The following is a 25994-nucleotide window of genomic DNA, read 5'->3' as shown; positions in this document are numbered from 1 at the left end:
CCAGGGCGAGCCACGATCCCGCTCCGCGGCTCGCACCCCCGACACGAGCCGCGGAGCCCCTACCCGGCCAGTACCGCGGCCTCCCTGCGCCGCAAGGCAGAACCGGGTTCCAGGCCGAACTCCTCAACGAGCAGCGCCCGCACCCGCCGGTAGGTCCGCAGCGCGTCACCCGCGCGGCCGGCCCGGTGCTGGGCCTCCATCAGCAGCTCCCACAACGACTCCCGCAACGGGTAGAGCGCGACGAGCCGTTCGAGCTGGGTGATCGCCTCGGCGTACCGGCCGTCCAGGCACAGCGCCGCCGCCTGGTTCTCCTCCGCGAACGCCAGCGCCTCCCGCAGCCGCACGATCTCCGCGCCCGCCCAGCCCTCGACCGGGCAGTCCGCCAGCGGATCGCCGCGGTGCAACGCCAGCGCCTCCGCGTACCGGCCGCGGCGCAGGTGTTCGTCGAACTCCTCGACGTCGACCACGACCTGCGTGACGTCGAGCAGGTAGCCGGGTTCGCGCGTCAGCACCACGCCGTCCGCGCCGGCCAGCTCCAGCGCTCTTCGGACCTTCGCGACGTGCCCCTGCAGCGTCTTGGTCCCCGTGGGCGGCACGTCCTCGCCCCACAGGCCGTCGACCAGCGCCGACCTCGACACCAGCCGCCCGGTGCGCAACGCCAGCAACGCGAACACGGCCCGCCGCCGCGCCCCGGTGAAGTGCACCGGCCCGTTCGGTCCGCGCACCTCGAGCGGCCCGAGCAGCCGCACCTCGATCTTCATCACCATTCCCCTCCCCTTGGACATTGGTAGAGGCGTGCCACGGGTGTGCCGCGTGGCGTCACATCACGGCTAGGTAACTGAGCGATAACAGCACGGTCTACCGACCGACCACTCGGTCGGTAGTTCTGGTCTGCTCGGACGCATGGACATCGAGAAAGCAGCCGTGATCGATTTGGCAGCCCGGCTCGACCTGCCGCAGAAGGTCCGGCTGCTCACCGGTTCCGCGCTGTTCGCGCTGCACCCGGAGCCGGAGATCGGGCTGGCGTCGCTGAAGGTGTCCGACGGCCCGACCGGTGTCCGCGGCGCCGAACTGCGCGGCGGCACGATCGCGTGCGTGCTGCCGAACGCCACGTTGCTGGCGCAGCACTGGGATTCGGCGCTGGCCCGCGAGGTCGGCGAGGTGCTCGCGGACGAGGCCGCGGCACAACAGGTCCACGTCGTGCTCGGCCCGACGATCAACCTGCACCGCACGGCGCTCGGCGGCCGGCTGTTCGAGGCCTACAGCGAAGATCCGCTGCTCACCGGCGTGATCGCCGCCGCGTACGTGCGGGGGTTGCAGGACAAGGGCATCGCGGCGACGCCGAAGCACTACGTGGCGAACGAGTCCGAGACCGAGCGGCGCACGGCGAGCATGGTGCTGGACGCGAAGACGTTGCGCGAGATCTACCTGCTGCCGTTCGAGATCGTGGTCGAGGACTCCGCGCCGTGGGCGATCATGGCGGCCTACAACCTGGTCAACGGCGTTCCCGCGACCGAGCACACCGAACTGGTCGAGGGCGTGCTGAAGGGCGAGTGGGGTTTCGACGGCCTGCTCATGTCCGACTGGTTCGCCACGAAGTCCACGGCGGCCAGCGCCAACGGCGGCCTCGACCTGGCCATGCCCGGACCCGGCGGGCCGTGGGAGGACAAGCTGGTCGCGGCCGTGCGGGCCGGCGAGGTCGCCGAGTCGACCATCGACGACCACCTGGGCCGGTTGCTGCTCCTGGCCGCGCGGACCGGGGCGCTCGGCGAGCAGCGCTCCTGGCCTGACGATCTGCCCGCGCCGGACAGCACGCTTCGCCGCGAGCAGCTGCGGAGGTTCGCGGCGGGCGGCATGACCGTGCTGAAGAACTCCGGTGTGCTGCCGTTGCAGGACTCTCGTGTCGCGCTCATCGGACGGCACGCGATCGACACCGTCGCACAGGGCGGCGGTTCGGCCGGGGTGCGGCCGCCGCACGTCATCAGCATCGCGGACGGCCTGACCTCGCAGCTCGGCGACGCGGTGTCCGTTGTGGACGGTGTGGAGGTGCGGCTCCGGTACGCCGCTCCCGGTCCCGGGGTGCTCAAGGACATCCGCGCCACGACGTACGACGCGGACGGCGAAGTGCTGGCGTCACGCGAGATGGAGATCGCCGAACTCGCCGCGTACGGCGGATGGGCGCAGGGCGCGGCGTCGATCGAGGTGTCTGGCGAGATCGTGCTGGACGAGCCGACGCGGATGCTGATCGGCGTGCGCGGGTTCGGCGACTGGACGCTGGACGTCGCCGGACGCCGGTACGCCACCCTGCTGGCCTGGGCGAACGGCATCGTCGAGGAGGCGCTGCTGAAGCCGCCGCACTGGACGGCCGAGGTCCTGCTGTCCCCCGGTGATCGGATCACGGCCCGCGTCCGCGAGGCCAGCGCGCTGGTCGGCCTGATCACCCAGCCGGTCCCCCGCGCTCCCGCCGACGCGATCGGTGCGGCGGTGCGGGCCGCGCGCGAGGCCGACGTGGCGGTCGTGGTCGTCGGCCTCACCGAGGAGCAGGAGACCGAGGGCTTCGACAAGACCACGCTCGCGTTGCCCGGCGAGCAGGACGCGCTGGTCGCGGCGGTGGCGGCGGCAGCGAAGCGCACGGTGGTCGTGGTGAACGCGGCCACGCCGGTGCTCATGCCGTGGCTCGCGCAGGTCGACGCCGTGCTGTGGGCGGGACTGCCCGGTCAGGAGGCCGGGGACGCCGTGGCGGCCGCGTTGCTCGGGCACATCGAACCGGCCGGGCGGCTGGTCACCACGTTCCCGCGGGCCGACTCCGACGCGTTGCCGCTGATTCCGTCCGACGGCGAGCTGGTGTACTCCGAAGGCACCGCGATCGGCTATCGGGGCGCGAGCGATCCGTTGTTCTGGTTCGGCCACGGTCTGGGCTACACGACCTGGGAGTACGGCACCGCTTCTCAGTCCACTGTGGATGGTGTGATCACGTCCGTGTCCGTGGAGCTCACCAACACCGGTGAACGGCCGGGGCGCGAGGTCGTGCAGGTCTACCTGCGGCCTCAGGACGAGCCCGTCCGGCTCATCGGCTTCGCGGTGGCGGACGTCGAGGCAGGGCAGAAAGTCCAGGTCGAGGTGCCGTGCGACCCGCGCGTGCAACGGGTGTGGGCGGACGGCTGGCAGCCGATCACCGGCGGCGAGGTGCTGATCGCCCGCGGGCTCGGCGACGTCCGCGTTACCCTGCCCGCTGATCAGGAGTGAGGTGACGCCGTGTCGGTCCCGCCCCGATACCGGGCCAAGTCGCGGGTGGACGTCTCCGGTGAGGAGTCGAGGGCCAAAGCCGTGGCTGTGGCGACCGAACTGTTCGCGCTGACCGGTTTCAAGGGAACCTCGGTGGCCGCCGTGGCGGCGAAGACCGGGCTCTCGCAGTCCGGTCTGCTGCACCACTTCCCGAGCAAGGCCGCGCTGCTGACGGCCGTGCTGGAGGAACGCGACCGGCAGGACGGCGAGTTCCTGGCCGGCGGCTCGGGTCCTCCACTGGGCTGGGCGGCGTTCGACGCGCTGGCCGCACTGGTGGCGCGCAACTCGACGCGGCCGCACCTGGTCGGCCTGTTCGTGCGGCTGGCCGCCGAGGCGACCGAACCCGCCCACCCCGCGCACACGTGGGTGCGGGAGCACTACAGCGGATTGCAGCGATGGCTGGGCGATGCCGTGCGCTCAGGCCAGGAACGCGGCGAGATCGCGGCAGACGCACCGGTGGATTCGATCGTGCGCACGACCATCGCGGTGATCGACGGATTGCAGCAGCAGTGGCTGCTCCAACCGGACGAGGTGTCGATGACGGCCGAATTCGAGGCTTTCGCAGGAATTCTGCGCGCCCGCTGGGCTCTCTGAGAGCCCTGGAAGCAAGGTGGTGGCCCGGTTCAGTCTGGGGGACCCGTCCGGGCCACCGGTCTTGCGAAAGGTGGCCGACGTGCGCGGTGACTTTCACACGCCGGCCGGGTTCTGGGGGAACCAGATCCGGCAACTGCGCCGACCCCCACTCCCGGGAGTTTCTCGGGCCCGGCGGCGCAGGTACCGGATCTGGACACAAAGATGACAGGGGGCGTGCACAGATTTCGCCCAGGCCGTGCACAGACCGTCAGGAAGTGCGCGAGGATGGCTGTGCACCCCAACGCCTGGATCATCGAGGAGCGATATACCCGTGGAGTTCCTGCTGCTCGGTTCGCTGGCGGTACGGCGGACGGGCACACTGCTGGAGCTGGGCGGACCCCGGCAGCGCGCGGTGCTCACCATGCTGTTGCTGCACGCGAACGAGGCGGTCAGCGTCGCACAGCTGACGGAGGCGGTCTGGGATTCACCGCCGGTGTCGCCCGAGTCGAACCTGCGCACGTACGTCGCCGGGTTGCGCAAAGTTCTCGGTGAACGCCTGATAACGCATCCCGGCCACGGCTACCAGCTCGTGGTCGAACCCGGCGAACTGGATCTCGACGCGTTCGACCGGCTCGTCCGCGAGGGCGAGACCGCGCTGGCGGACAACGACGCGGAGGCGGCCGCGGACCTCTTCGGCCAGGCACTGGCCAGGTGGCACGGCATTCCGACCGCCGAGCTCAACGCGGGACCGTTGCTGCGCGCCGAGTTCACCCGGATCCAGGAACGCCGTCTCACCGCGGTCGAGCGGTTCGCGAAGACGTCGCTGGAACTCGGCCGGTTCGACGACGTGATCGACCGGCTGCGGCGGGAGACCGCGCTGCACCCGTTGCGCGAGGAGCTCTGGGCCCAGCTGATGCTGGCGCTGGACCGCTCGGGCCGTCGCAGCGAGGCGCTGGAGGCCTTCGCGACGGCCCGCAGGCACATGGTCGAGCAGATCGGCGTCGAGCCGGGCGCGCGGTTGCGCCAGTTGCAGCAGGTGATCCTCGAAAGCCGGGTGCCCTCGCCCGCGGCTTTGAACGCGCATCGCCAGCTGCCGATGGACATCGCCGAGTTCACCGGCCGGGAGTCCGAGCTGCGGCGGCTGTGCGAGCCCGGGCCCCAGACCACCGTCGTGATCTCCGCGATCGAGGGCATGGCCGGGGTCGGCAAGACGAAGCTGGCCGTTCGCGCGGCCCACCGGCTCGTTCGGCGTTACCCGGATGTCCAACTGTGGGCCGACTTGCACGGCTTCGACGCCGACGAGCTGCCCGCGGACCCGTCCGCCGTGCTGGAGAGCTTCCTGCGGCTGCTCGGCGTGCCCGGCGGGCAGATCCCCGCGTCGCTCGAGGAACGGGCCGCGCTCTACCGCGACCGGCTCACGGGCAAGCGCGCGTTGGTGCTGCTCGACAACGCCGCCGGCGAGGACCAGGTGCGGCCGTTGCTGCCGGGCAGCGCCACCTGCATGGTGCTGATCACCAGCCGCCGCACGCTGCTGCGGCTGGACGGCGTGAGTTCGCTGTTCCTCGACGTCTTCACCCCGGGTGAGGCGCTCGCGCTGCTCTCCAGGATCGCCGGCGAGGACCGCGTGCAGGCCGATCGCGAGGCCGCGGAACGGATCGCGGAGCTGTGCGGGCACCTGCCGATCGCCGTCGCGCTGGCCGCCAAGCGACTCGCCCGTCGTCCACAGTGGACGATGCGTGACCTGGTGGACCAGCTCGAACGGGGAGGCGGTCTCGGTGTCCGGGGCGTGTTCGACCTCTCGTACCAGGCACTGCCGGACAACCAGAGGCGTCTGTTTCGACTCCTCGGACTCCACCCGGGAGAGGACTTCTCCGCCGACTCGGCCGCCGCGCTCGCCGGGCTGACCCCGCACGAGGCGGCCGACCTGCTGGAGACGTTGCTCGACGAACACCTGTTGCAGCAACACACCCCAGGCCGCTACAGCCTGCACGACCTGCTGCGCACGTACGCCGTCGAGCAGGTCACCGCCGCCGAACCGCCGCCCGCTCGCGCGTTGGCGCGGCGCCGCGTGCTCGACTGGTACGTGCACACGTCGTGGCGGAGCGCGCAGCAGCTCAACCCCCAGCGCAAACTGGAGATCAGCCCCGCGGACCCGGTCGTGCACGCACGTTCGTTCGCCGATCGCGACGCCGCTCTGCTGTGGTGCGACACGGAACGCGCGAACCTGGTCGCGGCGGTGCGCGACGCCGCCGGGCACGAACTGCCGGAGCACTGCTGGAGCCTGGCTCAATGCCTGTGGGACTTCTTCAACCTGCGCAAGCACTGGGCGGACTGGCTCGACACGCACGGCGTCGCGCTGGCCGCCGCACGATCGGTCGGTGACCGCAACGCCGAGGGCAGGATGCTGATCACGCTGGGCATCGCGCTGCGCGAGGTCCGGCGGCACGAGGAGTCCATCGAGTGCAACCAGCAGGCGCTCGCGATCTTCCGCGCGACCGGCGACAAGGCCCGCCAGGAACCGACTCTCAACAACCTGGGCATCGTCTACATGGTGCAGGGCCGCTCCGACGACGCGCTGGCGTGCTACGAGCAGTCCGCCGAGATCGCGCGTGAACTCGGCAACCTGCACTCGGAAGCCGTGACGCTGAACAACATCGCGCTGCTGCACGCCGACGCGGGCCGGTTCGACGTCGCGCTGGCGCGGTACCTGCGGGCGTTGGAGATCCGCAAGGACATCAAGGACCCGTACAGCGAGGCGATCCTGCTCAACAACATCGGCGAGGTGTACCGGGGGCTGCTCGACTTCCCCCAGGCCGTGTCGTACGTCGACCGGGCGCTGGAGACGTTCCGGGCGATCGGAGACATCTACGGGCAGGCCGAGTCGCTGGACAACCTCGGGCTGGCGCTGGACGGGCTCGGTGACCGCCGGGGCGCGGAGAAGTGCTGGCTGGAGTCCGTGACGTTGTTCGAGGAGCTGGGCGAACCCAAGGCCGACGAGGTGCGCGGCCGCCTGTAGCGCGTGAGATCAAGCAAAGCGCGATCCGTGCCGTATCGCGTTTCTTCAGCCTGGCTGAACAGCCCCTGGGCGAGTTCAACAACAACTGAAGACGTGAGGACACGGCATGAAGGATCTCTCGTTCGACCCTGACGACCTGGAGCTCGGCGACCTCGCGGTCACCTCCCTGCGCGACTCGGTCGCGTTGCCGGAGTCCGGTGCCTCCGGAGGCGCCTCGTCGTGCTCGTGCGGCAGCTCGTCGTGCAGCAGCTGCACCCAGCCTCCCGTCCAGAACGCATGAGCGATCGCGTGCAGGGAGAAACAGCGCCATACGCACTCGTGCGCCTGGCGGCCCTGCCGCACCCGGACGGCGCTGCGACGGCAGCGCCGTTCCGGCGGGCGGTGGAGACGTTGGCGGCGCTCGAAGCCTCGCTGCTGTCGCTGGCCGCCCCGGTGTCGGACCTGTTGCACGACAGCGCCGGCACGCACTCCGACACCTACCACCGCGCAGTCGTGCTGCCGTTGCGCCGCGACGTCCACAACGGACGGTTGCCCCGGCCTTCACTTCGCGCGGAGGCCGGCGAGCTGATCTCGCGGTTTCCGCAGCTCGGCGAGTGGTTGTCGGCCATGGACCAACGCGCTGAGGTGACCGCCGAGATCGAGCGGCTGCTGCCGGACGCGCTCGCCGCCGAACGCGAGGTGCTCGCGTCGTTGTGCGGCACCGAGTCCGTGCGGAAGGCCGCCGTCTTCAGCGGCCGCGACCTCTGGCAGGGGCTCGCGCGCGCCGGTGCCGGGGACAAGCGTTCCCGCAAGGCCGAACCCACCGTGCTGCGCTACGCCCTGCGCGCGACGTCGAAGACCAGTCCCCTGTCCTGGTACGCGGCGGTCGGCTGGGCCACCTGGTCCCCCGACGCCCCCGCGCCGGACTTCGGCACACCGGTCGCCGTCACGCGGGTCAACCAGGTGTTGCTGACCCGGTTGATCGCCGCTCTCCTCGCCGATCGCGCTCACCTCTTCGACCACCCGCACCGCCTCGCGCCCGACGTGCACGCCAACGGCGGCCAGGTGAGGTTCCGCCGGGACATCCCCGCCCGCGGACCGTTGCGCGCCAACGTCGGCATCGAGGAGGACGTCGAACTGGCGTCCAGCCCGCCCCTGCAGTTCCTGGTCGGTCTCACCGGCGCCAACCCCAAGGGCATCAGCCCCGCCGAGCTCGCCAGCGCGCTCGCGACCCGGCTGCCCGACGGCGAGTCCGAGCGCGCGCAGCACTACGTCGCGCTGCTGCTCGACATCAAGCTCCTCGTGCCGGTGCTGCCCGCCGACCCGCAGGACCCCGAGGCCTGTCCCGCGCTGGCCTCGTGGCTGCGCGACACCGGCCGGTCCTCGCTGGCCGACCGGGTGATCTCGATCTACCGGGACACGCTGGCGTTCGCCGAGATCGACGCTGCCGCACGACCTGCCGCGCTGACCGCCCTGTTCGCGTCGTGGGAAGAGCTGGGCTCGATCGTCGGGGTGGACCTCGGTGATGTGACGCCGTTGAGCGAAGACGTCGTGCTGCCACTGCCTGTTCGTCTCGGCCGTGCGCACGGCTACGACGGCGTGCGATCGTTGGCCGGCCTCACGCCGTTGCTGATGCTGTTCGACCGGCACCTCGCGATCCGGCGGCACTCGCGCGACCTGTTCGTGTCGGAGTTCGGCCACGGCGGCTCCGCCCGCCTCGCCGCCTGTGCGCCGTTGATGCACGAGGCCATGTCCGGCGCGCCGACCGGCGGTCTCGGTGCGAGCCGGGCCCAGGTCGCCGATCTGGTGCGGGACGGCGTGATCAGCGACGAGGTAGTCACGGCCGCCGCGGACCTGCTGCCCGCGTGGATGAAGACCAGGCCGACCTCGTACTCGTTCTTCGCCCAGCCGTCGCCGGACGGCCTGGTGGTCAACCACGTCTACGACGGATTCGGCCGTTTCCCCGGCCGGTTCCTCGACCTGCTGCCACCCGAGGCGTACGCGACCGTCCGGGCCACTTTGGACGGTGTGTTCCCGCGCGGTTTCGTGGAGTACCGGCCGGTGCAGGGCTTCAACCCGAACCTGCACCCGTTGCTCGGCCGGGCGGAGATCGGTGAGGACCCGCGCTGGGCCGACCACACGCCGGACGCGCTGGAGGTCTTCCACGACCAGCAGAACGACGAACTGCGACTGCGCCGCCGCGACAACGGCGCGGTGCTGGACGTGCTCTACCTCGGCTACCTCATGCCGATCTCGCTGCCCGACCGCGTCGCACCCCTGTACTCCGACCTGACCTGCGGCGCGGCCGACCTCTCCCCGTTGCAGCCGGTGTCGTTGGACGGCGACGTGCGGATCGCTGATCGGTTGCGCTACCGCGACGTCGTGCTCGGCCGCCGTTACTGGGACTTCCCGGCTTCTTCTTTGACGGAACCGTTCTCGTCGGTGGCCGGCGCGACCGCACTGCGCGCCCGCTACGGCATGCCCGCGCAACTGTTCGCGGGCATGGGTGGCGTCATCACGTCCCGCGAGGACTTCGAGGCCCGCGTGAACGGCCCGAAACCGCAGTACGCCGACCTCACCAACGCGCTGCACCTGCGCTGCCTGCCCCGCCTGACGTCCCGCTACGGCGACCACGTCCGGCTCACCGAGGCACTCCCGGTCCCGTCCGGCCAGGTGCTCGAAGTGGTGGCGGAGACCTACCGGAGGGCCGGATGACCGACGTCGTCTGCTACTACCACGACCCGATCAAGGCCCCGCTGCTGCGCGACGGCGTCCTCCCGGCCCTCGCCGCGGCCGAGGCCACGTTCGCCGACGTCGTGGGCCACGTCGAACGCCACTGGCTGCACGGCCCGCACGTCCGCGTCGTGCTGACCGGCCCGTCCGCCCCGACCGCGGCGTTGCTGGTGGCGACCCTGCTGCGCTCCTACCTGGCTTCGAGCCCGTCCACAGTGGAGCTTTCCGAGGCCGAGCTGCTGGCCCACGCCGAGTCCGCGGCCGTGGCCGAGCTCCTGCTGCCGCCGTTCACCCCGTTCCACCCCAACAACTCCGTGCGCATCGAGCCGACCGACGACTCCCGTGCCCGCGCCTTCCTGCCCCCAGCACACGTTTCCCTGCGCGCGGAAGGCCTCCGCCTGGGCCTGCCCGCGTTGCGCCACTCGCTGTCCGTGCCCCGCCCGACACTCGCGCTGACCGCGATGGCCGTGCAGGCCAGCCGTTACCCGGCCGGCCTGCAGTACGGCTACCACTCGTTCCTCTCGCACGTGGAGGACTTCCTGCTGGCCAGCGACCCCGACGGTGTCGTACGGTCCAAACTGGACTCGATATGGACCGCAAACGCTTCCGCGGCCTGCGCCCTGGTCGAACAGGTGGCACTCGGCCACCCCACCACACACCTCGAAGCGGCCTGGCAGACCTGGACCATCGCCCTGCGCCTGACCGCTCAGGAACGCTACGACGCGGGCCTGCTCACCTCGGACCCCAACCCGCGCCACGGCGAACGCGCCTACGAGGTGGGCGACCAGGACGCCATCCGCCGCTACAACTACGGCGAGCGAACGAAGTTCACCGACTACCACACCGCGATGTGGACCGTGGACCTCTCCGACCCGGCGATCACCCGGTCGATGACCGTCTACCGCCTGAGCACCAACGTCCTCTACCAACTCCTGGCGATCTGCGACGTGACCCCGATGGAGCGCTACGCCGCCGCCCACCTCCTGGCCAACGCCGCACAAGAGGTCCTCGGCACCACCTGGGCAGAACAGTTCGCAGCCCTGCCGAAGGTGGGGTGACGCGCATGCTCGTGCGGCTGCGCCCAGTCGTCACCGCCACCCCGACCGCCGACGGCCTGCACCTGCGCGGCTGGGCGTCCAGCTGCACCCTCTCGGGCGGAACCGGCCTGTGGAAGGTGTGGCAACGCCTCGCCCCGCAGCTGGATGCGGGCATCCCGCGAGCCGCGCTGGAGGTGCCGTTCGACGCGGCTCCGGCCGTGCGGGCGGCGGTATCGCTGATCCTGGACCAGTTGTGGGAACACGACATGCTGGTCGAGATGCCGGAGTGGGGCGCCGACGCGCCCGCGCCGGAGGTGGCGGCCTGGCTGGAGTCGGCGGCCGCCGAGCCGGTGGAGGCCTGGAGGCGGCTTCGTGCGGCCACGGTGGTCGTGTCGGGCCGTGGGCCGCTGGAGAGCGCGGCCGTTCAGGCGGCAGAGGCGGTGGGGCTGGCGGTTCAGCTGTCGGAGGCGGCCTCGCCTCCCCACGCGAGCAGGTCGACCGGCTCGCACGCGAGCCAGCCGCATGCCGAGCTCCCCGCCGATCAACCCGCGAACCAACCGGCTGCTGAACTCCTTCCCCATCAGCCCGCGAACCAATCGGCCGCTGAACGCCTCACCGATCAACCCGCCAGCCAACCGGCCGCCGGACGCCTCACCGATCAACCCGCCAGCCAACCGGCCGCCGGACGCCTCACCGATCAACCCGCCAGCCGACCAGCCGCCGGACGCCTCCCTGTTCAGCCCGCGAGCCGCGAACTCATCCTCTCCGCGGGCGATCTCACGGTCCAGGCGGGCTGTGGAGCCGAAGCCGGCTATGTCCTCCCACCCACCCAAGGCAGTCTCACTTCACTCCACACTGAAGTGACTATGCGCACCGCCGCAAGGCTGGGCATCACGGGCGAACCACCCGAGATCCTGGCCACGCTCATCGGATCAGCCGCCCTCCACCGCCTCGTCTGCGCCATCGCCGGCCTGCCCGACCCAGCCGCCGAACTCGCAACCGCCAACCCCACCACCGACGGCGCAGCCACCTACCCCATGGCCCTGGTAGCCCACGCGAACCCGCTCAGCGCCACCTACCACCCACTCCTGCAAGGCCCTCCCCCGTCAGACCCGTGGCAAGCCCTCGAAGCCCTGACGGACAACGAACTGGGCCCGGTCGACACCCCAAAGTTCGGCCCCCTCCCCCAGGTCCCCGCCAACCTCGCCACCTCGGGCGACACCCTCGGCATCGGCACCACCGCCGACGCCGCCCGTCTCAACGCCGCCCTCAACGCCCTCAAGACCGACGGCGTGCTCGGCATCGACGACACCCACGCCCGAGGCGCGGCACTGCGCCAGGCCGCGCGCTACCACCGAGGCGAACCGGCCGACGCACACGAGTGGACCAGCGATCCGACCGCGCACCGCTGGTGGAAGGCGCTGACCGCGAGGTTCGGCGTCCAGGCGGTCGTCCGGGTCGAGCGTCTCGCGGCAGGCGTGCACAGGGCGGAGATCAGCAACGGACGGCAGGTCCTCGCGTGGGCCGTCGAGGCAACGGCCGCGGACGCAGTTGCCTTCGCCGCCCTCGCCGCCACCGGCTACGCCCAGGCGGGCAGGACCGGCACCGCGCACCTCAACGGCGCGGCCCCGTGCAAGACCACCGACAACCCGGACTGGGTCACCAGGCAGTGGCATTGGCCCGCCGACGTGCGAGACCGCGAAGAACGGCTCCAGCAGGCGATCGCGAGGCTGCCCGGAGTCCGGGTCGTCCCGCTCCGGCTCGACCCGGAACTCAGCGCCGCCGGACTGAAGGCGTACCGGTGATCCGCGTGGACGGCGGCCTGACCCTCATCGGGCCGACCACGACCGTCTGCGTCGACTGCGCCGAGAACGCACGGCTGGCGACCGCCGGGGTTCCACGCCAGAACCTGCGCCTGAAAGGCCTGACAGCACCCGCGTTCCAACCCCTGGTCGCAGCACTCCAGAACCAGGAGCGCGACACCGTAATCGCGATCCGCACCGACCTAGGACTGGTGTCCACCCACCGCGTCACCCCGGGCAACTGCTGTGCCCCGGAACCGCGCACCGTCGAAGAAACCGCAACACCGAACGGCGAACTCCGCACCCCGAACGACAAGACCACAGTGGACGGACTCAAGGACGCAACAGTCGACTTCCGGCACGGCCCGGTCACCGCGCTGTTCCGCACCGGCAACCTGCCGCTGGCCACCGTCACCGCCGAACTCGACTCCCACACCGCCGGCTACGGCCGCACCACGTCGTTCGAAGAGGCCGAACGGGTGGCGATCTTCGAGGCGATCGAACGCCGCAACGGCATGCGCCCGCGCCACCCGGATCCCCGGGAAGCCTCGTTCGCCGAACTGGGACCGGAAGCGCTGGACCCGGAACGCCTGGGCCTCAACGACTTCGGCAACACCTACCACCCAGACCTGAAGTTCCGCTGGACCCAAGCCTGGTCCTACACGCAGCGCAAACCGATCCAGGTACCGGAACAGGTCGCGTACTGGGCCGCGCACACACCGCCGGACCAACGGTTCCTCCACGAGACGTCCAACGGCTGCGGACTCGGCAACAGCCTCACCGAAGCCGTGCTGCACGGCCTGTTCGAAGTGGCCGAACGCGACGCGTTCCTGATGGCCTGGTACGCCCAAACGCCGCTAAAGAAGATCAAGCTTCCACCGGACCCGCTGCTGCACCACCTCACCGACCGGCTCCAGGAACTCGGCTACGAACTGCTGTTCCTGAACGCCACCAACGATCTGGGCATCCCGGCCGTGCTCACCCTCGCCAGAACCACCAGAGAAGGCCTGCCCCAGGCGTTCTTCGCCGCGGGCGCCAGCCCGGATCCCACCAAGGCCATGCAGTCCGCGGCAGTCGAGGTGGCCGTGGACGTGGAAGCGTTCGCCGACCGCGCCCGAGAGAAACCCGAGGACTACAGCCGAGAACGCCTCCTGCGACTCCTCCACGACCCGGCGCAGGTCCGAAGCATGGACGACCACGTCGCGGTCAACACGTTGCCGGAAGCAAGAGACCGCTACGACCGGCTGGTCAGCGACCGACCCGCGGAATCCCTGAAAGACCAGCGAACCCACACGAACCTCGACGAGCTGCTCGACCGCTACACCGAAGACCTGAGGAACCTGGGCCTGGAGCTGATCGCGGTCGACCAGTCCGACCCGCACGCGGTGAACACCCTCGGGCTGCACTCCGCCAAGGTCATCGTGCCGGGAACGCTGCCCATGACGTTCGGCCACCTGCACCGCCGGACACACGGCCTGCCCCGGCTCGACCTCCAGGCCGGCCATCCCCACCCGTTTCCCTGAACCACCGTTGGAGCAGCTGTGACCTGGACCGGCCTGCACTGCAGGGTCAACTGGAACCGAGCGGACCTCGACACGTTCGTCGCCGAGACGCTGGCCCCCGCGATGGCCGGCCACGAGTGGTACTTCCTGCGCTACTGGGAGACCGGTCCGCACCTCCGCGTCAGGATCAAGAACGCGCAGAACGTCGACAAACTCCAGCGGCAACTGGAAGAACTCATCGCGGCCCAGGACTTCCAGCAGGAACAAGGCGAACCGGACTGGCTCCCGCACGGCGACGTCCGCGAGGTCGAGTACGTCCCGGAGACCGAACGATACGGCGGCCCGCAGGCGCTGCCGATCGCCGAAGAAGTGTTCTGCCACAGCACCGAAGTCGCCGTCGCCGTGCTCAAGGCCACCCACACCGACAGCGCGCGCCTCACCGCCGCCATCGACCTGACGATCGCGACGGCCAAGGCGCTCGACCTGAACCTGCCGCAGGCCGCGAGCTGGCTGCGCAGCCTGGGTTCCGGCTGGCGCAACGTCCAGGAGCAGGCCCCGGCACCCACCATCGGCTCCCAGCACGCCGCGAACCAGTTGCTCGCCAAACGCGGCCGCGACCTCGCCGCGCGCTGGCACCGTGAGCCACGAGGCGCCATCGCCCACTGGCGCACCACGATCAACGAGGCCAAGCAGCGCCTCGACGTCTGGCTACCGTACGTCTGGGCCTCGCAGCTGCACATGCTGCTCAACCGCATGGGAATCACGCCCAACGAAGAGCGCATGATCTGCTGGACCACCGCGGCCGCCGCCATGTCCCCCAACGGTTTGACGGACTTCCACGACGACGGCGAGACCGCGCCGGACCGCCGTTACCTGGAGGCGAGCAAGTTCCTGCCGGGCTTCAGCGACCAGCTGCCCCGCAAGTCAGCGGAACCACGGCAGTCCTGGCCCTCCACCACCTCACTGCCTTCCACAGTGGACACCGACACCCTCAGAGCCCGCAGGACCAGCCGCGACCTGACCGGCGAGCTGAACGCCGGGCAGCTCGGCACCCTGCTGTGGAACGCGATGTCCCCGAAGGACGGCAGGTGGCCGTACCCGAGCGCCGGTGCCCAGTACTGCGCCCGGATCAGGCTCATCGCGCTCAACGTCGACGGCTTGGCCCGAGGACGCTACGAGGTCAACGAAGTAGAGCGCGCTCTCACCTGGTTCGGTGAGGCGCCCTCGATCGAGGACCTGGAAGCGACCTCGATGTGGTTCGGCGAGGGTGCCACCGAACTCTCCGGCACCCCTGCCGTCCTGGCCCTCTACATCAGGCTCGGCTCGCTGCGGCAGACCTACGGCCTGAGGGCGCTGCGGTTCGCGTTCACCGAGGCCGGGCACCTGGCCCAGAACCTGACGGTGACGGCCGCGAACCACGGCATCAAAACAGGACTGGTGGGCGGGTTCTACGATGACATCGCCCACGACGTCATCGGGCTCGACGGCGTGAACGACGCACTCGTCTACTTCCTGCCCCTGGCCTCAGATCTCCACTGAATCCAGCAGAACGTCGACCGTTGGCTCGATCGCGGCCGCCGCCCGCGCGTCCCGGAACCGGCGCTCGATGCCCAGGTCCCGGCGGAACGCCGCGTCCCCGCACACCTTCATCGCCAGGTCCGTCACCGCGACGGCGGCCTCCGTCGCGGTGACCGCCAGGAGCCGGACGCGATCGGCCGACCGTTCCGGATGCCACGTCACCGCGGACACCGTGTCGTTGTACAGCACCCTGAGCGCGTCGGTCCGCAAGCGCATCCGGGCCAGGTCGGACCGCGTGCGCGGGTCGCCACCGCCGAGATGTCCGATCGCCACCGCGAGCGCGCCCTCCATCAGCCCCAGCGACACCGCGGCCCCGAGCACCATGAACCACGGGAACGCCAGTTCCTCCGACCACAGCAGGTTGGACGCCGGAACCCGCACGGGATCCGCCTCCACGCAGGTGGCGACGGTGCCCCGCAACCCCATCCCGGCGTGGTCGGCCGGGACCAGCAGGCCCGGTGCCTCGGCGGGAACGAGCACCAACTCCGAGCCGCACGACCAGACGTAGCTGTCCGCCTCGCCGGCCGCGATCACCCAGGTCTTGCGCGCCCGCACCTGAACCACGTCGCCGTGCGTCGACATCTCGCCGGACGGACCGAAAGCCGCCAACGTCGACAGGTGCCGGCCCGCCGCGATCTCAGCACGCAACCAGTGCGGGCCGGAGCGGTCCAGCACGGCGGCCGCGGAGTAGTGCGAGCGCAGGACGGACGCCGTTGCGCCGCAGACCTTGGCGACCTCCTCGACCACGCGCCCGGCCGACCGGACGTCCTGGCCTCCTCCGCCGACCGTGCGGGAGATCGTCATTCCGAGCAGGCCGCGCGCGCCCAGTGCGTTCAGGGCGGCGCGCGGGAATCTGGAGTGCTGGTCGATGTCGGCGGCGTTCGGCGCCACCACGGTCTGCACGATGCGGAGCAGGTCCGCCCGGTACGTCACGTCGGCGGGTAGAGCGAGTAGGAGGGGAAGTTGCCGTACGTGCGTTCGTCGGGCGGGCCCTCCGTCACGGCGTGCACGAGCAACGAGCCGCCGACGAACGCACCGCGCCACGAAGCGCCACGGCCGCCGAACACCTCGTCCCGGTCACCCCGCGACCGCGGCTTGTTGATGCCGACCTTGAACGCCTGGACGTCCTCGCTCAGCCGGCGGGCCGTGGCCTCGTCGTCGCAGGCCAGCGACGCGACCAGGGCACCGTTCGAGGCGTTCATCGCGGCCAGCAGCTCGGCCTCGGTGTCCACCAGGACGATCGTGTCGACCGGCCCGAACGGCTCGGCGTGGTGCAGCACCGACGAGCGCGGCGGGTCGAGGATCGCGACCGGCGCCAGGTAGGCGGCGGTCTGCTGGCCCGGCAGGAACCGGCCGGAGTCCGGCGATCCCCGGTACAGCGGCACACCACCGGCCCGCACCGCCTCGTCCACGACGTCGCCGAGCTCCTTGGCCTTCGCGTCGTTGATCAACGGCCCGAAGTCCAGCTCGGGCAGCTCGTCGCCGGGTGAAGCGACGGCGAGCGGGTGGCCGAACTTCACGTCCCGCACCGCGGGCAGGTAGACGCTCAGGAACTTGTCGAACAGCGACCGCTGCACGACGTAGCGCGGGTAGGCCGTGCAGCGCTGCTTGCCGTAGTCGAAGGCCTTGCGGATCTGCGTGCCCAGCATGTCCCAGGAGTCGGTCTCCCAAACGCCCCAGCAGTTCAGGCCCTCCTGCTCCAGCACGTGCCGCCGGTTCGAGTCGACCAGGCGCGTCGCGATGGCGCTGCCGACGTCGCGACCGCCCACAAAGGACACACAGCCCAGGAACGACGACCCGACCAGCACCGGCGCGAGTTCCGCTCCGCTTCCGGACACCAGCGTCAACGGCAGCCCCGACCGCACGGCCAGCGCGGTCGCCAAAGTCAGACAGCTGACGCCACCGTCCGTCGGCGCCTTGGCGATGACGGCGTTGCCCGCCAGCGCCTGCACCAGCATCGCGTGCATCAGCACGCTCATCGGGTAGTTCCACGAGGCGATGTTGCTGACCGGGCCGTTCAACGGTGACCGGCCGGCCAGCATCGAGTCGATCTCCTCGACGTACCAGCGCACGCCCTCGATGCAGCGGTCGACGTCGGCCGTCGCGAGCCGCCACGGCTTGCCGATCTCCCACACCAGCAGCAACGACAGCAGGTCGCGGTGTTCGGTGAGCGCGTCCAGCGCCTCCGACACGCGGGCCTTGCGTTCCGCCAGTGACACGTTGCGCCACTCGATGTGCTGGTCGACGGCCGCGACCACGGCTCGTCCCGCGACGTCGAAGTCGAGGAACGGCGGGCCCGCGATGGTGGAGCCGTCGACCGGCGTGGTGGCGGGCATCGGCTCGCCGGAACGACTCCACTCGCCGCCGAAGTGGTTGAGCAACCGATCGTCGTGGAACGCTTCGGGTGCGGCTTTCACACACTGCGAGTAGACGTCGTGCCACGACGTGCCGGGCTTGAGGATCAACGGCATTGGGCGGCCCTCCACTCCAGAGGAGATGTCACTGCTCAGCGGTTTTGCACGTGCTGCCAGCCGAAACGGCCCTTGATGCACAGGTTTCCGTGCGTGACCGTGCTTTCGTGCGGCGACGTGACCTTGACGATCTCGTTGTCCTGCACGTGCAGGGTGAGGTTGCACCCGACACCGCAGAACGTGCAGATGGTCGTGGTCTGGGTCTGGGCCTCTTCGTCCCAGGTGCCGTCTTCGCGCTTGTCGTGCTCGCGCTTGAAGCTCAGCGCACCGGTCGGGCACACCTCGATGCAGTTTCCGCAGTAGACGCAAGCGCTTTCGGGCAGTGGCACGGAGAACTCCGTGGAGATCCGCGAGTCGAAGCCGCGGCCGGCCACCGAGATCGCGAAGGTGTTCTGCCACTGATCACCGCACGCGTCGACGCACTTGTAACACATGATGCACTTGCTCAAGTCGCGGACGTACAGCGGATTGTCCACTTTGATCGGTTGTTGCACGGTGGCAGCGTCCGGACCGAAGCGAGAAGGTTCGGCGCCGCACGCGGACATCCACTCGTCCACGTGCGGCGTGGTGGAAAGGTCCGTGGCGGACCCGAGAAGTTCCAGTACCAGCTTGCGACTGTGCTGCGTGCGTTCGGAGTCCGTGCGCACGACCATGCCCGGCTCGACCTTGCGCGAGCACGACGGCACGAGCGTGCGTGCGCCTTCGACCTCGACCATGCAGACGCGGCAAGCGTTTGCGGGCTCCAGGGTGTCGCCGTAGCACAGCGTCGGGATCGATTTCCCTTGCGCCGTACAGGCGTCCAGGATCGTCGCGCCCTCCGGCACCCGCACGGACTCGCCGTCCAGGGTCAGCTCGACCAGTCGCTTCGGAAGCCCGATCTCGACGATCGTCATGATGCCGCCTCCTCCGCGTAGCCCAACCGGTCGAGGGCTGATTCGATGGCGTTCCAGGCTGTTTGACCCAGCCCGCAGATGGACGAGTCGCGCATGACCTGCCCGACTTCGCGCAGCAACTGGAGATCGGCGGCGGAAGTGCTCAGCGGACGCTTGCCCACCAACCGGTGCATCGCCTCTTCCTGGCGCACAGTGCCGATCCGGCACGGCACGCACTGGCCGCACGACTCGTCGCGGAAGAACGCGGCGATGCGCAACAGGAAGCTGCCCAGGTCGGCCGTGTCGTCGAGCACCAGCACGACGCCGGAGCCGAGCGTGGTCCCGGCGGCGCGCGCGTCCTCCATGGTGAGCGGCAGGTCGAGCTCGTCCGGGCGAACGAACCCGCCTGCCGCCCCGCCGAGCAGTACCGCTCGCAGCTCCCGGCCTGGCGGCACGCCTCCCGCCAGATCGAGGAGTTCTCCGAGCGTGGTGCCGAACGGCACCTCGTACACGCCCGGACGACTCACGTTGCCCGACAGGCAGAAGAGCTTCGGGCCCGTCGAGGCCTCGGTGCCGATGCGGGTGTAGGCCTCGCATCCCTCCGTGAGGATCACCGGCACGTTGACCAGCGTCTCCACGTTGTTGACCACCGTCGGTTTGCCGAAGAGCCCCGACTCCACCGGGAACGGCGGCTTCGAGCGCGGCTCGCCGCGGAAGCCCTCGATGGAGTTGAAGATCGCCGTTTCCTCGCCGCAGATGTACGCGCCGGCGCCGCGGCGGATCTCGATGTCGAACGAGAAACCTTCGTGGCCCATGATGTTCTCGCCGAGGAAGTTGCGCTCCTTCGCGCGGGCGATGGCGTTGCGCAGCAGGTGCAACGCCCGCGGGTACTCGCCGCGCAGGTACAGGTAGCCGCGCGAGCAGCCGGCCGCGAACCCGGCGATCGTCATGGACTCGATCACCGCGAACGGGTCGCCCTCCATCAGCAACCGGTCCTTGAACGTGCCGGGCTCGCTCTCGTCCGCGTTGCAGACCAGGTAGTGCGGCCGGACGGGTTGGCGGGCGGTCGCGTCCCACTTGCGTCCCGTGGGGAACGCCGCGCCGCCGCGGCCCATCAGCTTGGCGTCGGTGACCTCGCGGATCACCCCGGACGGGCCCAGGAGGAGAGCCGTCCGCAACGCCGCGTAGCCGCCCGTCGCCCGGTAGTCGTCGAGCGACTCCGGATCGACGACACCCACCCGTTTGAGCAGCCGCAGGCCGGCCGCACCGGCCTGCGGCACCTCCGCGCGCTCACCGTCCACAGGGGAGGGACCGGCGGCCGCCACCGCGATCACCTCACCGGCGTGGGTGGGCGCCAGGAGCTGTTCCTTCGCCACCTCCCCCGCCTCGAACGCGAGCGCGGCCGGAGCCTTCTCGCACACCCCGAGACACGGGCTGCGCAACCAGCCGCTCTTCGCCCCCGCCGAGCCGAGCTCGTCGGTCAGCCTGTCGCACAACGCCTTCGCGCCGTTGACCTGGCAGGCCAGGTCGACGCAGACGTGCACGACCTTCGCCGGCCGTTCGGTCAGCGAGAACAGCGCGTAGAAGCTCGCCACCCCGTAGGCCTCGGCCGGAGGGATGTGCAGGACGCGGCAGATGTGGTTCAGCGCGCCCTGGCTGATCCAGCCGACCCGGTCGTTGACCGCGTGCAGGGCGGGCAGCAACTGGTCCCTGCCCATGCCGGTGAACAGGTCCACGACGACGCGTTCGGCCTCGGACGGCTCGACGTCGAGCAGTTTGAGATCCACTCAGCCCACCTTCACCGGAAGCTTGTCGATGCGAATGGCCGCGGCCTTGTACTCGGCGGTGCCGGCGATCGGGCAGGTCGCCTCGATCGTGATGATGTTGACGTCGATCTCGTCCGGGAAGTGGAACGTCATGAACACCAGACCCGGCGTCAGTCCGTCGTCGATCCGCACGGGCGCCTGGATCTGCCCGCGCCTGCTGGTGATCGCCACCTCCTCGCCGGCCTCCACCCCGAGCATCTGGGCGTCCTGCGGGCAGAGGTCGAGCGTCTCGCCCATGCGCAGCGGCGACTCGAAGCCGCTCGACTGCACCCCGGTGTTGTAGGAGTCGAGCCGGCGGCCGGTGGTGAGTCGGAACGGGAACTCCTCGGTCAGTTCGTCGACCGGCGGGCTGTGCGGCACCGGCGAGAACGTCGCGGGCATGCCGCGCTTGACCGGGTCGTCCTCCCAGAGCCTGCCGTGCAGGAAGCTGGGTTCGAGGGAGTCCTCGCTGGGGCACGGCCACTGGATGCCGCCGAGCTTCTCGAGCCGGTCGTAGGTCATGCCGGTGTGGATCGGTGACAGGCTGCGCAGCTCGTCCCAGACGTCCTCGCCGGTCTTGTGCTGCCAGTCCGCACCGAGCCGCGTCGCGATCTCACCCATGATCTCGATGTCGTCGCGCGCGCCCTCGGGTGGTGTCAACGCTTTCCTGACCCGCTGGACCCGGCGCTCGCTGTTCGTGAACGTGCCGTCCGTCTCGCACCACGCCGCCGCTGCGGGCAGCACGACGTGCGCGAGCTGCGCGGTCTTGGTGAGGAAGATGTCCTGCACCACGACGTGGTCCAAGTTGGACAGTCGTTTGATCGTGTGCTCGCAGTCGGCCTCGGACTGCACCGGGTTCTCTCCGATGATGTAGACGGTGGTCATGTCACCGCGTTCCATCGCCTCCAGCATCTGGGTGAGGTTCCAGCCCTTGGAGGCCTTGAAGTTCGAGCCCCACGCGTCGTTGAACTTCTTGGCGACGCTCGGATCCGTGATGTCCTGGAAGCCGGGCAGCCGGTCGGGGATGGCGCCCATGTCGCCGCCGCCCTGCACGTTGTTCTGCCCGCGCAACGGGTTCAGCCCCGCGCCGTACCGCCCGACCTGCCCCGTGAGCAACGACAGGTTGATGAGGCTCAGCACGTTGTTGGTGCCGTTGTGGTGCTCGGTGATGCCGAGCGTCCAGCTCAGCTGGCCGCGGTCCGCCTTGGCGTAGGCGTGCGCAAGCTCGCGGATGAGCTCGGCCGGCACCCCGGTCTCGAGTTCGGCGACGGGCAGCGTCCACGGCTCGACGGCCTTCACGAACTCCTGGAAACCCTCGGTCGCGCGCTCGACGAACGACATGTTCGTGAGGTTCGACGCGATGATCTCCCGCGCGATGGCGTGCGCCAGCGGGATGTCCGTGCCGACCTTGAGCCGCAACCACCCGTGCGCCCACTTGCCGGTGCTGGTCAGCCGGGGGTCGACCACGTACAGCTTCGCGCCCTTGTTGACCGCCTTCAGCACGTGCTGGAAGAAGATCGGGTGCGCCTCCCGCGCGTTCGAGCCCCACAGCACAATCAGGTCGGCGTCCTCGATCTCCTGGTAGGAGGAGGTACCGCCGCCGCTGCCGAACACCTTGGCCAGACCGGCCACACTCGGCGCGTGACACGTGCGGTTGCACGAGTCGACGTTGTTCGTGCCGATGACAGCCCTGGTGAACTTCTGGGCCATGTAGTTCATCTCGTTGGTGGCCCGCGCACAGGAGAACATGCCGAACGCGTCCGGACCACCGCTGGCCACGTTCCTGCGGAAGCCCTCTGCTGCCTTGTCCAGCGCCTCGTCCCAGGTGGCCGGCCGCAGGACTCCCGCGTCGCGCACCAGTGGCTGGGTCAGCCGCACGTAGGGCTCGGTCTTCTTCCGCCTGCTCATCGTCTGCACCTCCTCCGCCCATACTGTATGCAATCTTCGGTATGCGCTAGCCCCAGATGCGGGATCGTGCCCGCCGACCTGGCCTCATCGACTGGAATCGGTGAAACGCTTCGGACCCGAACCCCGATCGGTTGTCTGTCAAACGAACGGCAGGACGAGGACGGACATGACCGAACCAGACGGCCCGCGGTACGCCAACGACGCGCGAACACGGGATTCCGGAACCGCTTACCAGGCAGGTGAGATCGGCGGCGACGCACACCTGGGCAACTCGACCCACTCTCGCTCGACCACGGTCAGCCTGGGCGCGTTCGGTGTGATCGCGGGCGTGGTTCTGACCCTGGCAATCGGGTTCACGGCGTGGAAGCTCATCGCGACGGACGGGCCGGCCGGCGGGTCACCGGCGACCGCGCAGAACGGCTCCGCGAGCCCGACCAACGCACCCGCGAACGGCCCACAGGCAAAAGAGATCCGGCTGACCCGGGCAACCGGCGCCGACGTCGACGGGGACGACAACTCGGCCAGGCCTGGCGCCGGCGCCACTGACGACACCGACCTCTACCTGACCGACCGCACTCTCCTGGAGGCCAACGGAACCGGCTTCCTCACCGACCGGGGCCACGAGGACGGGGCCGAGAAGCGGTGCACCGACGCCGTCACCGCCAGGAAGAACAACGAACCCGCGGCGCTACCGACCGCCGTGGGGACGCAGTACTGCTTCCGCACCTCGGACGGCCAGATCGGCTGGGCCCGCGTCAAGACCGTGGCACTCGGCGTGAACGACCCGGACGGCTTCATCGTTTTCTCCGTCCGGGTGTGGCGGGCCTAAGCCGCGATCGACTCCTCGATCGACCGCAGCGTGGACTGGAGAACGGCGTCGCGGTGCGCTCCGGCCGGCAGTGCGCGCGCGACCGACACCGCGCCGATGATCGAAGCCACCAGCGCCCACGCGCGCCGCCGCTGCTCCTCGAAGTCACCGGGCATAGCGGGCAGGACGAGCGCGACCATGCGGGAGATCTGCAGCTGGTAGACCTCGCGGACCGAGTCGCCGGCCCTGGCCACGTCCGCCGTGAGCGCCGTGAGCACGCAGCCGTCGGCGACGCCCTCGCAGTGCTCCTCGCTCAGGTAGCTGTAGACGAGCGCGACGAGCTTGCGTCGTCGTTCGTCCGTGTCGGCGACCTGCAACGCCTCGAACTCCGGACTGACGTTCGCGCGGATCACCTGTTCCAGCAACCCTTCCTTGCTCCCGAAGTGGGAGTAGATCGCGCCGGAGGTGACCTCGGCGGCCGAGGCGAGACCGTCCACGCCGACGCCGTGGAAGCCCTTTTCCTTCAACCGGCGTCCGGCCGCTTCCAGGATCGCGGCCCTGGCCTGCTCCTTGTGGTCCTTCGCGTACCGCACGCCGAACTCCCCACTTGACTTCCACCGGGGTCATGATCATACGATAACGCTCGTTACATAGCGATCGTTATTCTATGAATCCGTGAGGGACCATGTCTGCAAACTCCGCTGTCACGCGCACTGTCGACGTCGACGGCACCCCGTTCGCCTACCGCGAGATCGGCCTCACCGAGGGTGTTCCGCTGGTGTTCCTGCACCACTTCACCGCGGTGCTCGACGACTGGGACCCCGCGGTCGTGGACGGGCTGGCCGAGCGGCACCGGGTGGTCCTGGTCGACCTGCGCGGGGTGGGCGGCTCCGGCGGCACCACGCCCGACAGCATGGAGGCGATGGCTGCCGACCTCGCCGGATTCCTGCGCGCACTCGGGTTCGACGAGGTCGACCTGCTCGGCGTGTCGATGGGCGGCATGATCGCCCAGGTGCTGGCCCAGCAGGAACCCGGTCTGGTGCGCCGGATGATCCTCGCCGGGACCTCGCCCGCCGGTGACGCCGGAGCCGGCAACGCGCTGGCGTTGCTGCAGGGCGCGTTGCACGAGTCGGCGGCGGTGGGCAAGCACCCGAAGCACGTGCTGTTCTTCTCCCCCAGCGACTCCAGCCAGCGGGCAGCCGACGAGTTCCTCGCGCGGCTGAACGAGCGGACGGAGGACCGCGACGCCGAGGTGACGAACGAGACCATCGGCGCGCAGGCGACCGCGTTGGCCAAGTGGGAGCAGAGCTCGCCCGAGGGCCTCGCGAAGGTCAGCCAGCCGGTGCTCGTCGTCAACGGGGACAACGACATCATGACCCCGACGATCAGCTCGTTCAACCTCGCGAAGTACCTGCCCAACGCGAAGTTGAGCATCTACCCGGACGCCGGGCACGGTGCTCTGTTCCAGCACCACGAGCTGTTCGTCGAGCAGGCGCTCGAGTTCCTCAGCGCGTGACCAGCGACGGGTAGACCGCGGACGGTCGTCCGTCCACAGTGGCCCCCGCGAACTGCAGCATCGGCGCGAGCTGACGGTTGTTGTCGGCCGGGAAGTTCAGCTTCGGCGCGGACACCTCGTCGAGCGCGGCGCGCTGGGCGTCGGACAGGGTCACGTCCAGCGCGCCCAGGTTCGTCTCGAACTGGTCGACGCGGCGGGCGCCGATCACCACCGAACTGACGCCCGGCCGTCCGCGCAGCCACGCCAGGGCGACCTGGGCGGCGGGGACGCCGATCTCGTCGGCCACGGCGGTGACAGCGTCGATCACGGCCTGTTCGGCGGCGCTCGGTGCCTGGCCGCGGTCGCCGGAGTGCTTGCCGGACAACAGACCTCCCGCCAGAGGCGACCACGGCAGCACGCCCATGCCCATGGCCTGCGCCATCGGGATCAGCTCGCCTTCCGAGGTGCGCTCCAGCAGCGAGTAGCACAGCTGGAGCGCGATGATCGGCGACCAGCCGTACCACCGGGCGAGCGTCGCGGCCTCGGCCGTCGCCCAGGCCGGGATGTCGGAGAACCCGACGTAGCGGATCTTGCCGGCGCGCACCTGGTCGTCGAGCGCGCGCAGCGTCTCCTCGACGGGCGTGGCCGGATCGAAGTTGTGCAGCCAGTAGATGTCCACGTGGTCGGTCCGCAACCGGCGAAGCGAGTCCTCCAGCTGGTGCACGATCGCCTTGCGGCCGGGCCCGCCGCCGTTCGGGTCGCCGACGTGCAGGTTGCAGAAGAACTTCGTGCCGAGCACCACGCGGTCGCGCAACGACGGGCGGTCCGCGAAGAAGTCGCCGATGATCTTCTCCGAGTGCCCGGCGGTGTACATGTTGGCGGTGTCGATCGAGTTGCCGCCGCGCTCCACGTAGGAGGCGAGGATCTTCGCGGACTCCTCCGGGCTGCTGCCCCAGCCCCAGTCCTCGCCGAAGGTCATCGTGCCGAGGGTGAACGGGCTGACGCGCAGGCCGGAGCGGCCGAGGGTGATGTAGGAATCAAGGGACATAACCCGATTCAAGGTCCCGGCGGCGTGATCACCTAGACCGATGGGCTCGGTCCGTTGCACGATCCGCTCAGCTTCGGAGCAG

General features: G+C 70.0%; 19 protein-coding genes. 11 read left to right on the top strand and 8 right to left on the bottom strand.

All coding sequences use genetic code 11. From position 1 onward, the window contains the following. Positions 1–59 precede the first annotated feature (59 nt). Positions 60–761, bottom strand: a complete 702-nt coding sequence (locus ACH413_RS20330; protein WP_360035869.1) for an AfsR/SARP family transcriptional regulator — start codon at positions 759–761, stop codon at positions 60–62. Positions 762–903: 142 nt separating this feature from the next. On the opposite strand from ACH413_RS20330, the gene ACH413_RS20325 reads away from it, so the two are divergent. From ACH413_RS20325 to ACH413_RS20285, 9 genes are all read left to right on the top strand, one after another. Next, on the top strand, positions 904–3246 hold the full coding sequence (locus tag ACH413_RS20325; protein ID WP_360035872.1) for a glycoside hydrolase family 3 C-terminal domain-containing protein: 2343 nt from the start codon (positions 904–906) through the stop codon (positions 3244–3246). Positions 3247–3255: 9 nt separating this feature from the next. After that, entirely contained in the window at positions 3256–3879 is a 624-nt protein-coding gene (locus tag ACH413_RS20320) for a TetR/AcrR family transcriptional regulator (RefSeq protein ID WP_360035875.1), read from the top strand. A 310-nt stretch (positions 3880–4189) separates the two neighbouring features. Then, on the top strand, positions 4190–6874 hold the full coding sequence (locus tag ACH413_RS20315) for a BTAD domain-containing putative transcriptional regulator (RefSeq protein ID WP_360035878.1): 2685 nt from the start codon (positions 4190–4192) through the stop codon (positions 6872–6874). A gap of 106 nt (positions 6875–6980) precedes the next feature. Then, positions 6981–7154, top strand: coding sequence for a thiazolylpeptide-type bacteriocin (locus ACH413_RS20310; RefSeq protein WP_094030699.1), 174 nt, complete (start codon positions 6981–6983; stop codon positions 7152–7154). Continuing rightward, on the top strand, positions 7151–9568 hold the full coding sequence (locus ACH413_RS20305; RefSeq protein ID WP_360035881.1) for a lantibiotic dehydratase: 2418 nt from the start codon (positions 7151–7153) through the stop codon (positions 9566–9568). The genes ACH413_RS20310 and ACH413_RS20305 overlap by 4 nt, the downstream gene beginning before the upstream one ends. After that, positions 9565–10644, top strand: a complete 1080-nt coding sequence (locus ACH413_RS20300) for a hypothetical protein (protein ID WP_360035884.1) — start codon at positions 9565–9567, stop codon at positions 10642–10644. The genes ACH413_RS20305 and ACH413_RS20300 overlap by 4 nt, the downstream gene beginning before the upstream one ends. Continuing rightward, entirely contained in the window at positions 10641–12428 is a 1788-nt protein-coding gene (locus ACH413_RS20295; protein WP_360035887.1) for a hypothetical protein, read from the top strand. Before ACH413_RS20300 ends, ACH413_RS20295 begins: the two co-directional genes overlap by 4 nt. After that, complete coding sequence (locus tag ACH413_RS20290) at positions 12425–13948, top strand: YcaO-like family protein (RefSeq protein WP_360035890.1); 1524 nt, start codon at positions 12425–12427, stop codon at positions 13946–13948. The genes ACH413_RS20295 and ACH413_RS20290 overlap by 4 nt, the downstream gene beginning before the upstream one ends. An 18-nt stretch (positions 13949–13966) precedes the next feature. After that, positions 13967–15466, top strand: coding sequence for a thiopeptide-type bacteriocin biosynthesis protein (locus ACH413_RS20285; RefSeq protein WP_360035892.1), 1500 nt, complete (start codon positions 13967–13969; stop codon positions 15464–15466). On the opposite strand, the gene ACH413_RS20280 is transcribed toward ACH413_RS20285, so the two are convergent. From ACH413_RS20280 to ACH413_RS20260, 5 genes are read right to left on the bottom strand one after another with little or no spacing between them, the layout of a single operon-like run. Beyond that, positions 15452–16438 carry an acyl-CoA dehydrogenase family protein gene (locus ACH413_RS20280; RefSeq protein ID WP_360035895.1) on the bottom strand — a complete coding sequence of 329 codons (987 nt, stop codon included), beginning with the start codon at positions 16436–16438 and terminating at the stop codon, positions 15452–15454. The genes ACH413_RS20285 and ACH413_RS20280 overlap by 15 nt on opposite strands. Continuing rightward, positions 16435–17976 carry an aldehyde dehydrogenase family protein gene (locus ACH413_RS20275; RefSeq protein WP_360035898.1) on the bottom strand — a complete coding sequence of 514 codons (1542 nt, stop codon included), beginning with the start codon at positions 17974–17976 and terminating at the stop codon, positions 16435–16437. The genes ACH413_RS20280 and ACH413_RS20275 overlap by 4 nt, the downstream gene beginning before the upstream one ends. Positions 17977–18011: 35 nt before the next feature. Then, the gene (locus ACH413_RS20270) at positions 18012–18869 is read right to left on the bottom strand and encodes a 2Fe-2S iron-sulfur cluster-binding protein (RefSeq protein ID WP_360035901.1); all 858 of its coding nucleotides are present in this window, start codon (positions 18867–18869) and stop codon (positions 18012–18014) included. Then, complete coding sequence (locus ACH413_RS20265; RefSeq protein ID WP_360035904.1) at positions 18866–20635, bottom strand: NAD(P)H-dependent oxidoreductase subunit E; 1770 nt, start codon at positions 20633–20635, stop codon at positions 18866–18868. Before ACH413_RS20265 ends, ACH413_RS20270 begins: the two co-directional genes overlap by 4 nt. Next, on the bottom strand, positions 20636–22561 hold the full coding sequence (locus ACH413_RS20260) for a molybdopterin-dependent oxidoreductase (protein ID WP_360035907.1): 1926 nt from the start codon (positions 22559–22561) through the stop codon (positions 20636–20638). It lies immediately after the preceding gene. A gap of 166 nt (positions 22562–22727) precedes the next feature. Here ACH413_RS20260 and ACH413_RS20255 point away from each other — a divergent pair, with 166 nt between their 5' ends. Beyond that, entirely contained in the window at positions 22728–23390 is a 663-nt protein-coding gene (locus ACH413_RS20255; protein ID WP_360035910.1) for a hypothetical protein, read from the top strand. Here ACH413_RS20255 and ACH413_RS20250 read toward each other — a convergent pair. Then, positions 23387–23962, bottom strand: coding sequence for a TetR/AcrR family transcriptional regulator (locus ACH413_RS20250; RefSeq protein ID WP_360035913.1), 576 nt, complete (start codon positions 23960–23962; stop codon positions 23387–23389). The genes ACH413_RS20255 and ACH413_RS20250 overlap by 4 nt on opposite strands. Before the next feature lie 92 nt (positions 23963–24054). Between ACH413_RS20250 and ACH413_RS20245 the strand changes: the two genes are divergently transcribed. After that, positions 24055–24885, top strand: coding sequence for an alpha/beta hydrolase (locus tag ACH413_RS20245; RefSeq protein ID WP_360035916.1), 831 nt, complete (start codon positions 24055–24057; stop codon positions 24883–24885). Here the strand turns inward: ACH413_RS20245 and ACH413_RS20240 are convergent. Next, positions 24875–25912, bottom strand: a complete 1038-nt coding sequence (locus ACH413_RS20240; RefSeq protein WP_360035919.1) for an aldo/keto reductase — start codon at positions 25910–25912, stop codon at positions 24875–24877. The two genes, ACH413_RS20245 and ACH413_RS20240, sit on opposite strands and share 11 nt — an antisense overlap. Positions 25913–25994: the final 82 nt, after the last annotated feature.

This window comes from Lentzea sp. NPDC020367 (genome assembly GCF_044387305.1).
GTDB lineage: Bacteria > Actinomycetota > Actinomycetes > Mycobacteriales > Pseudonocardiaceae > Lentzea.
This window is presented reverse-complemented; position numbering and strand designations above follow the sequence as displayed.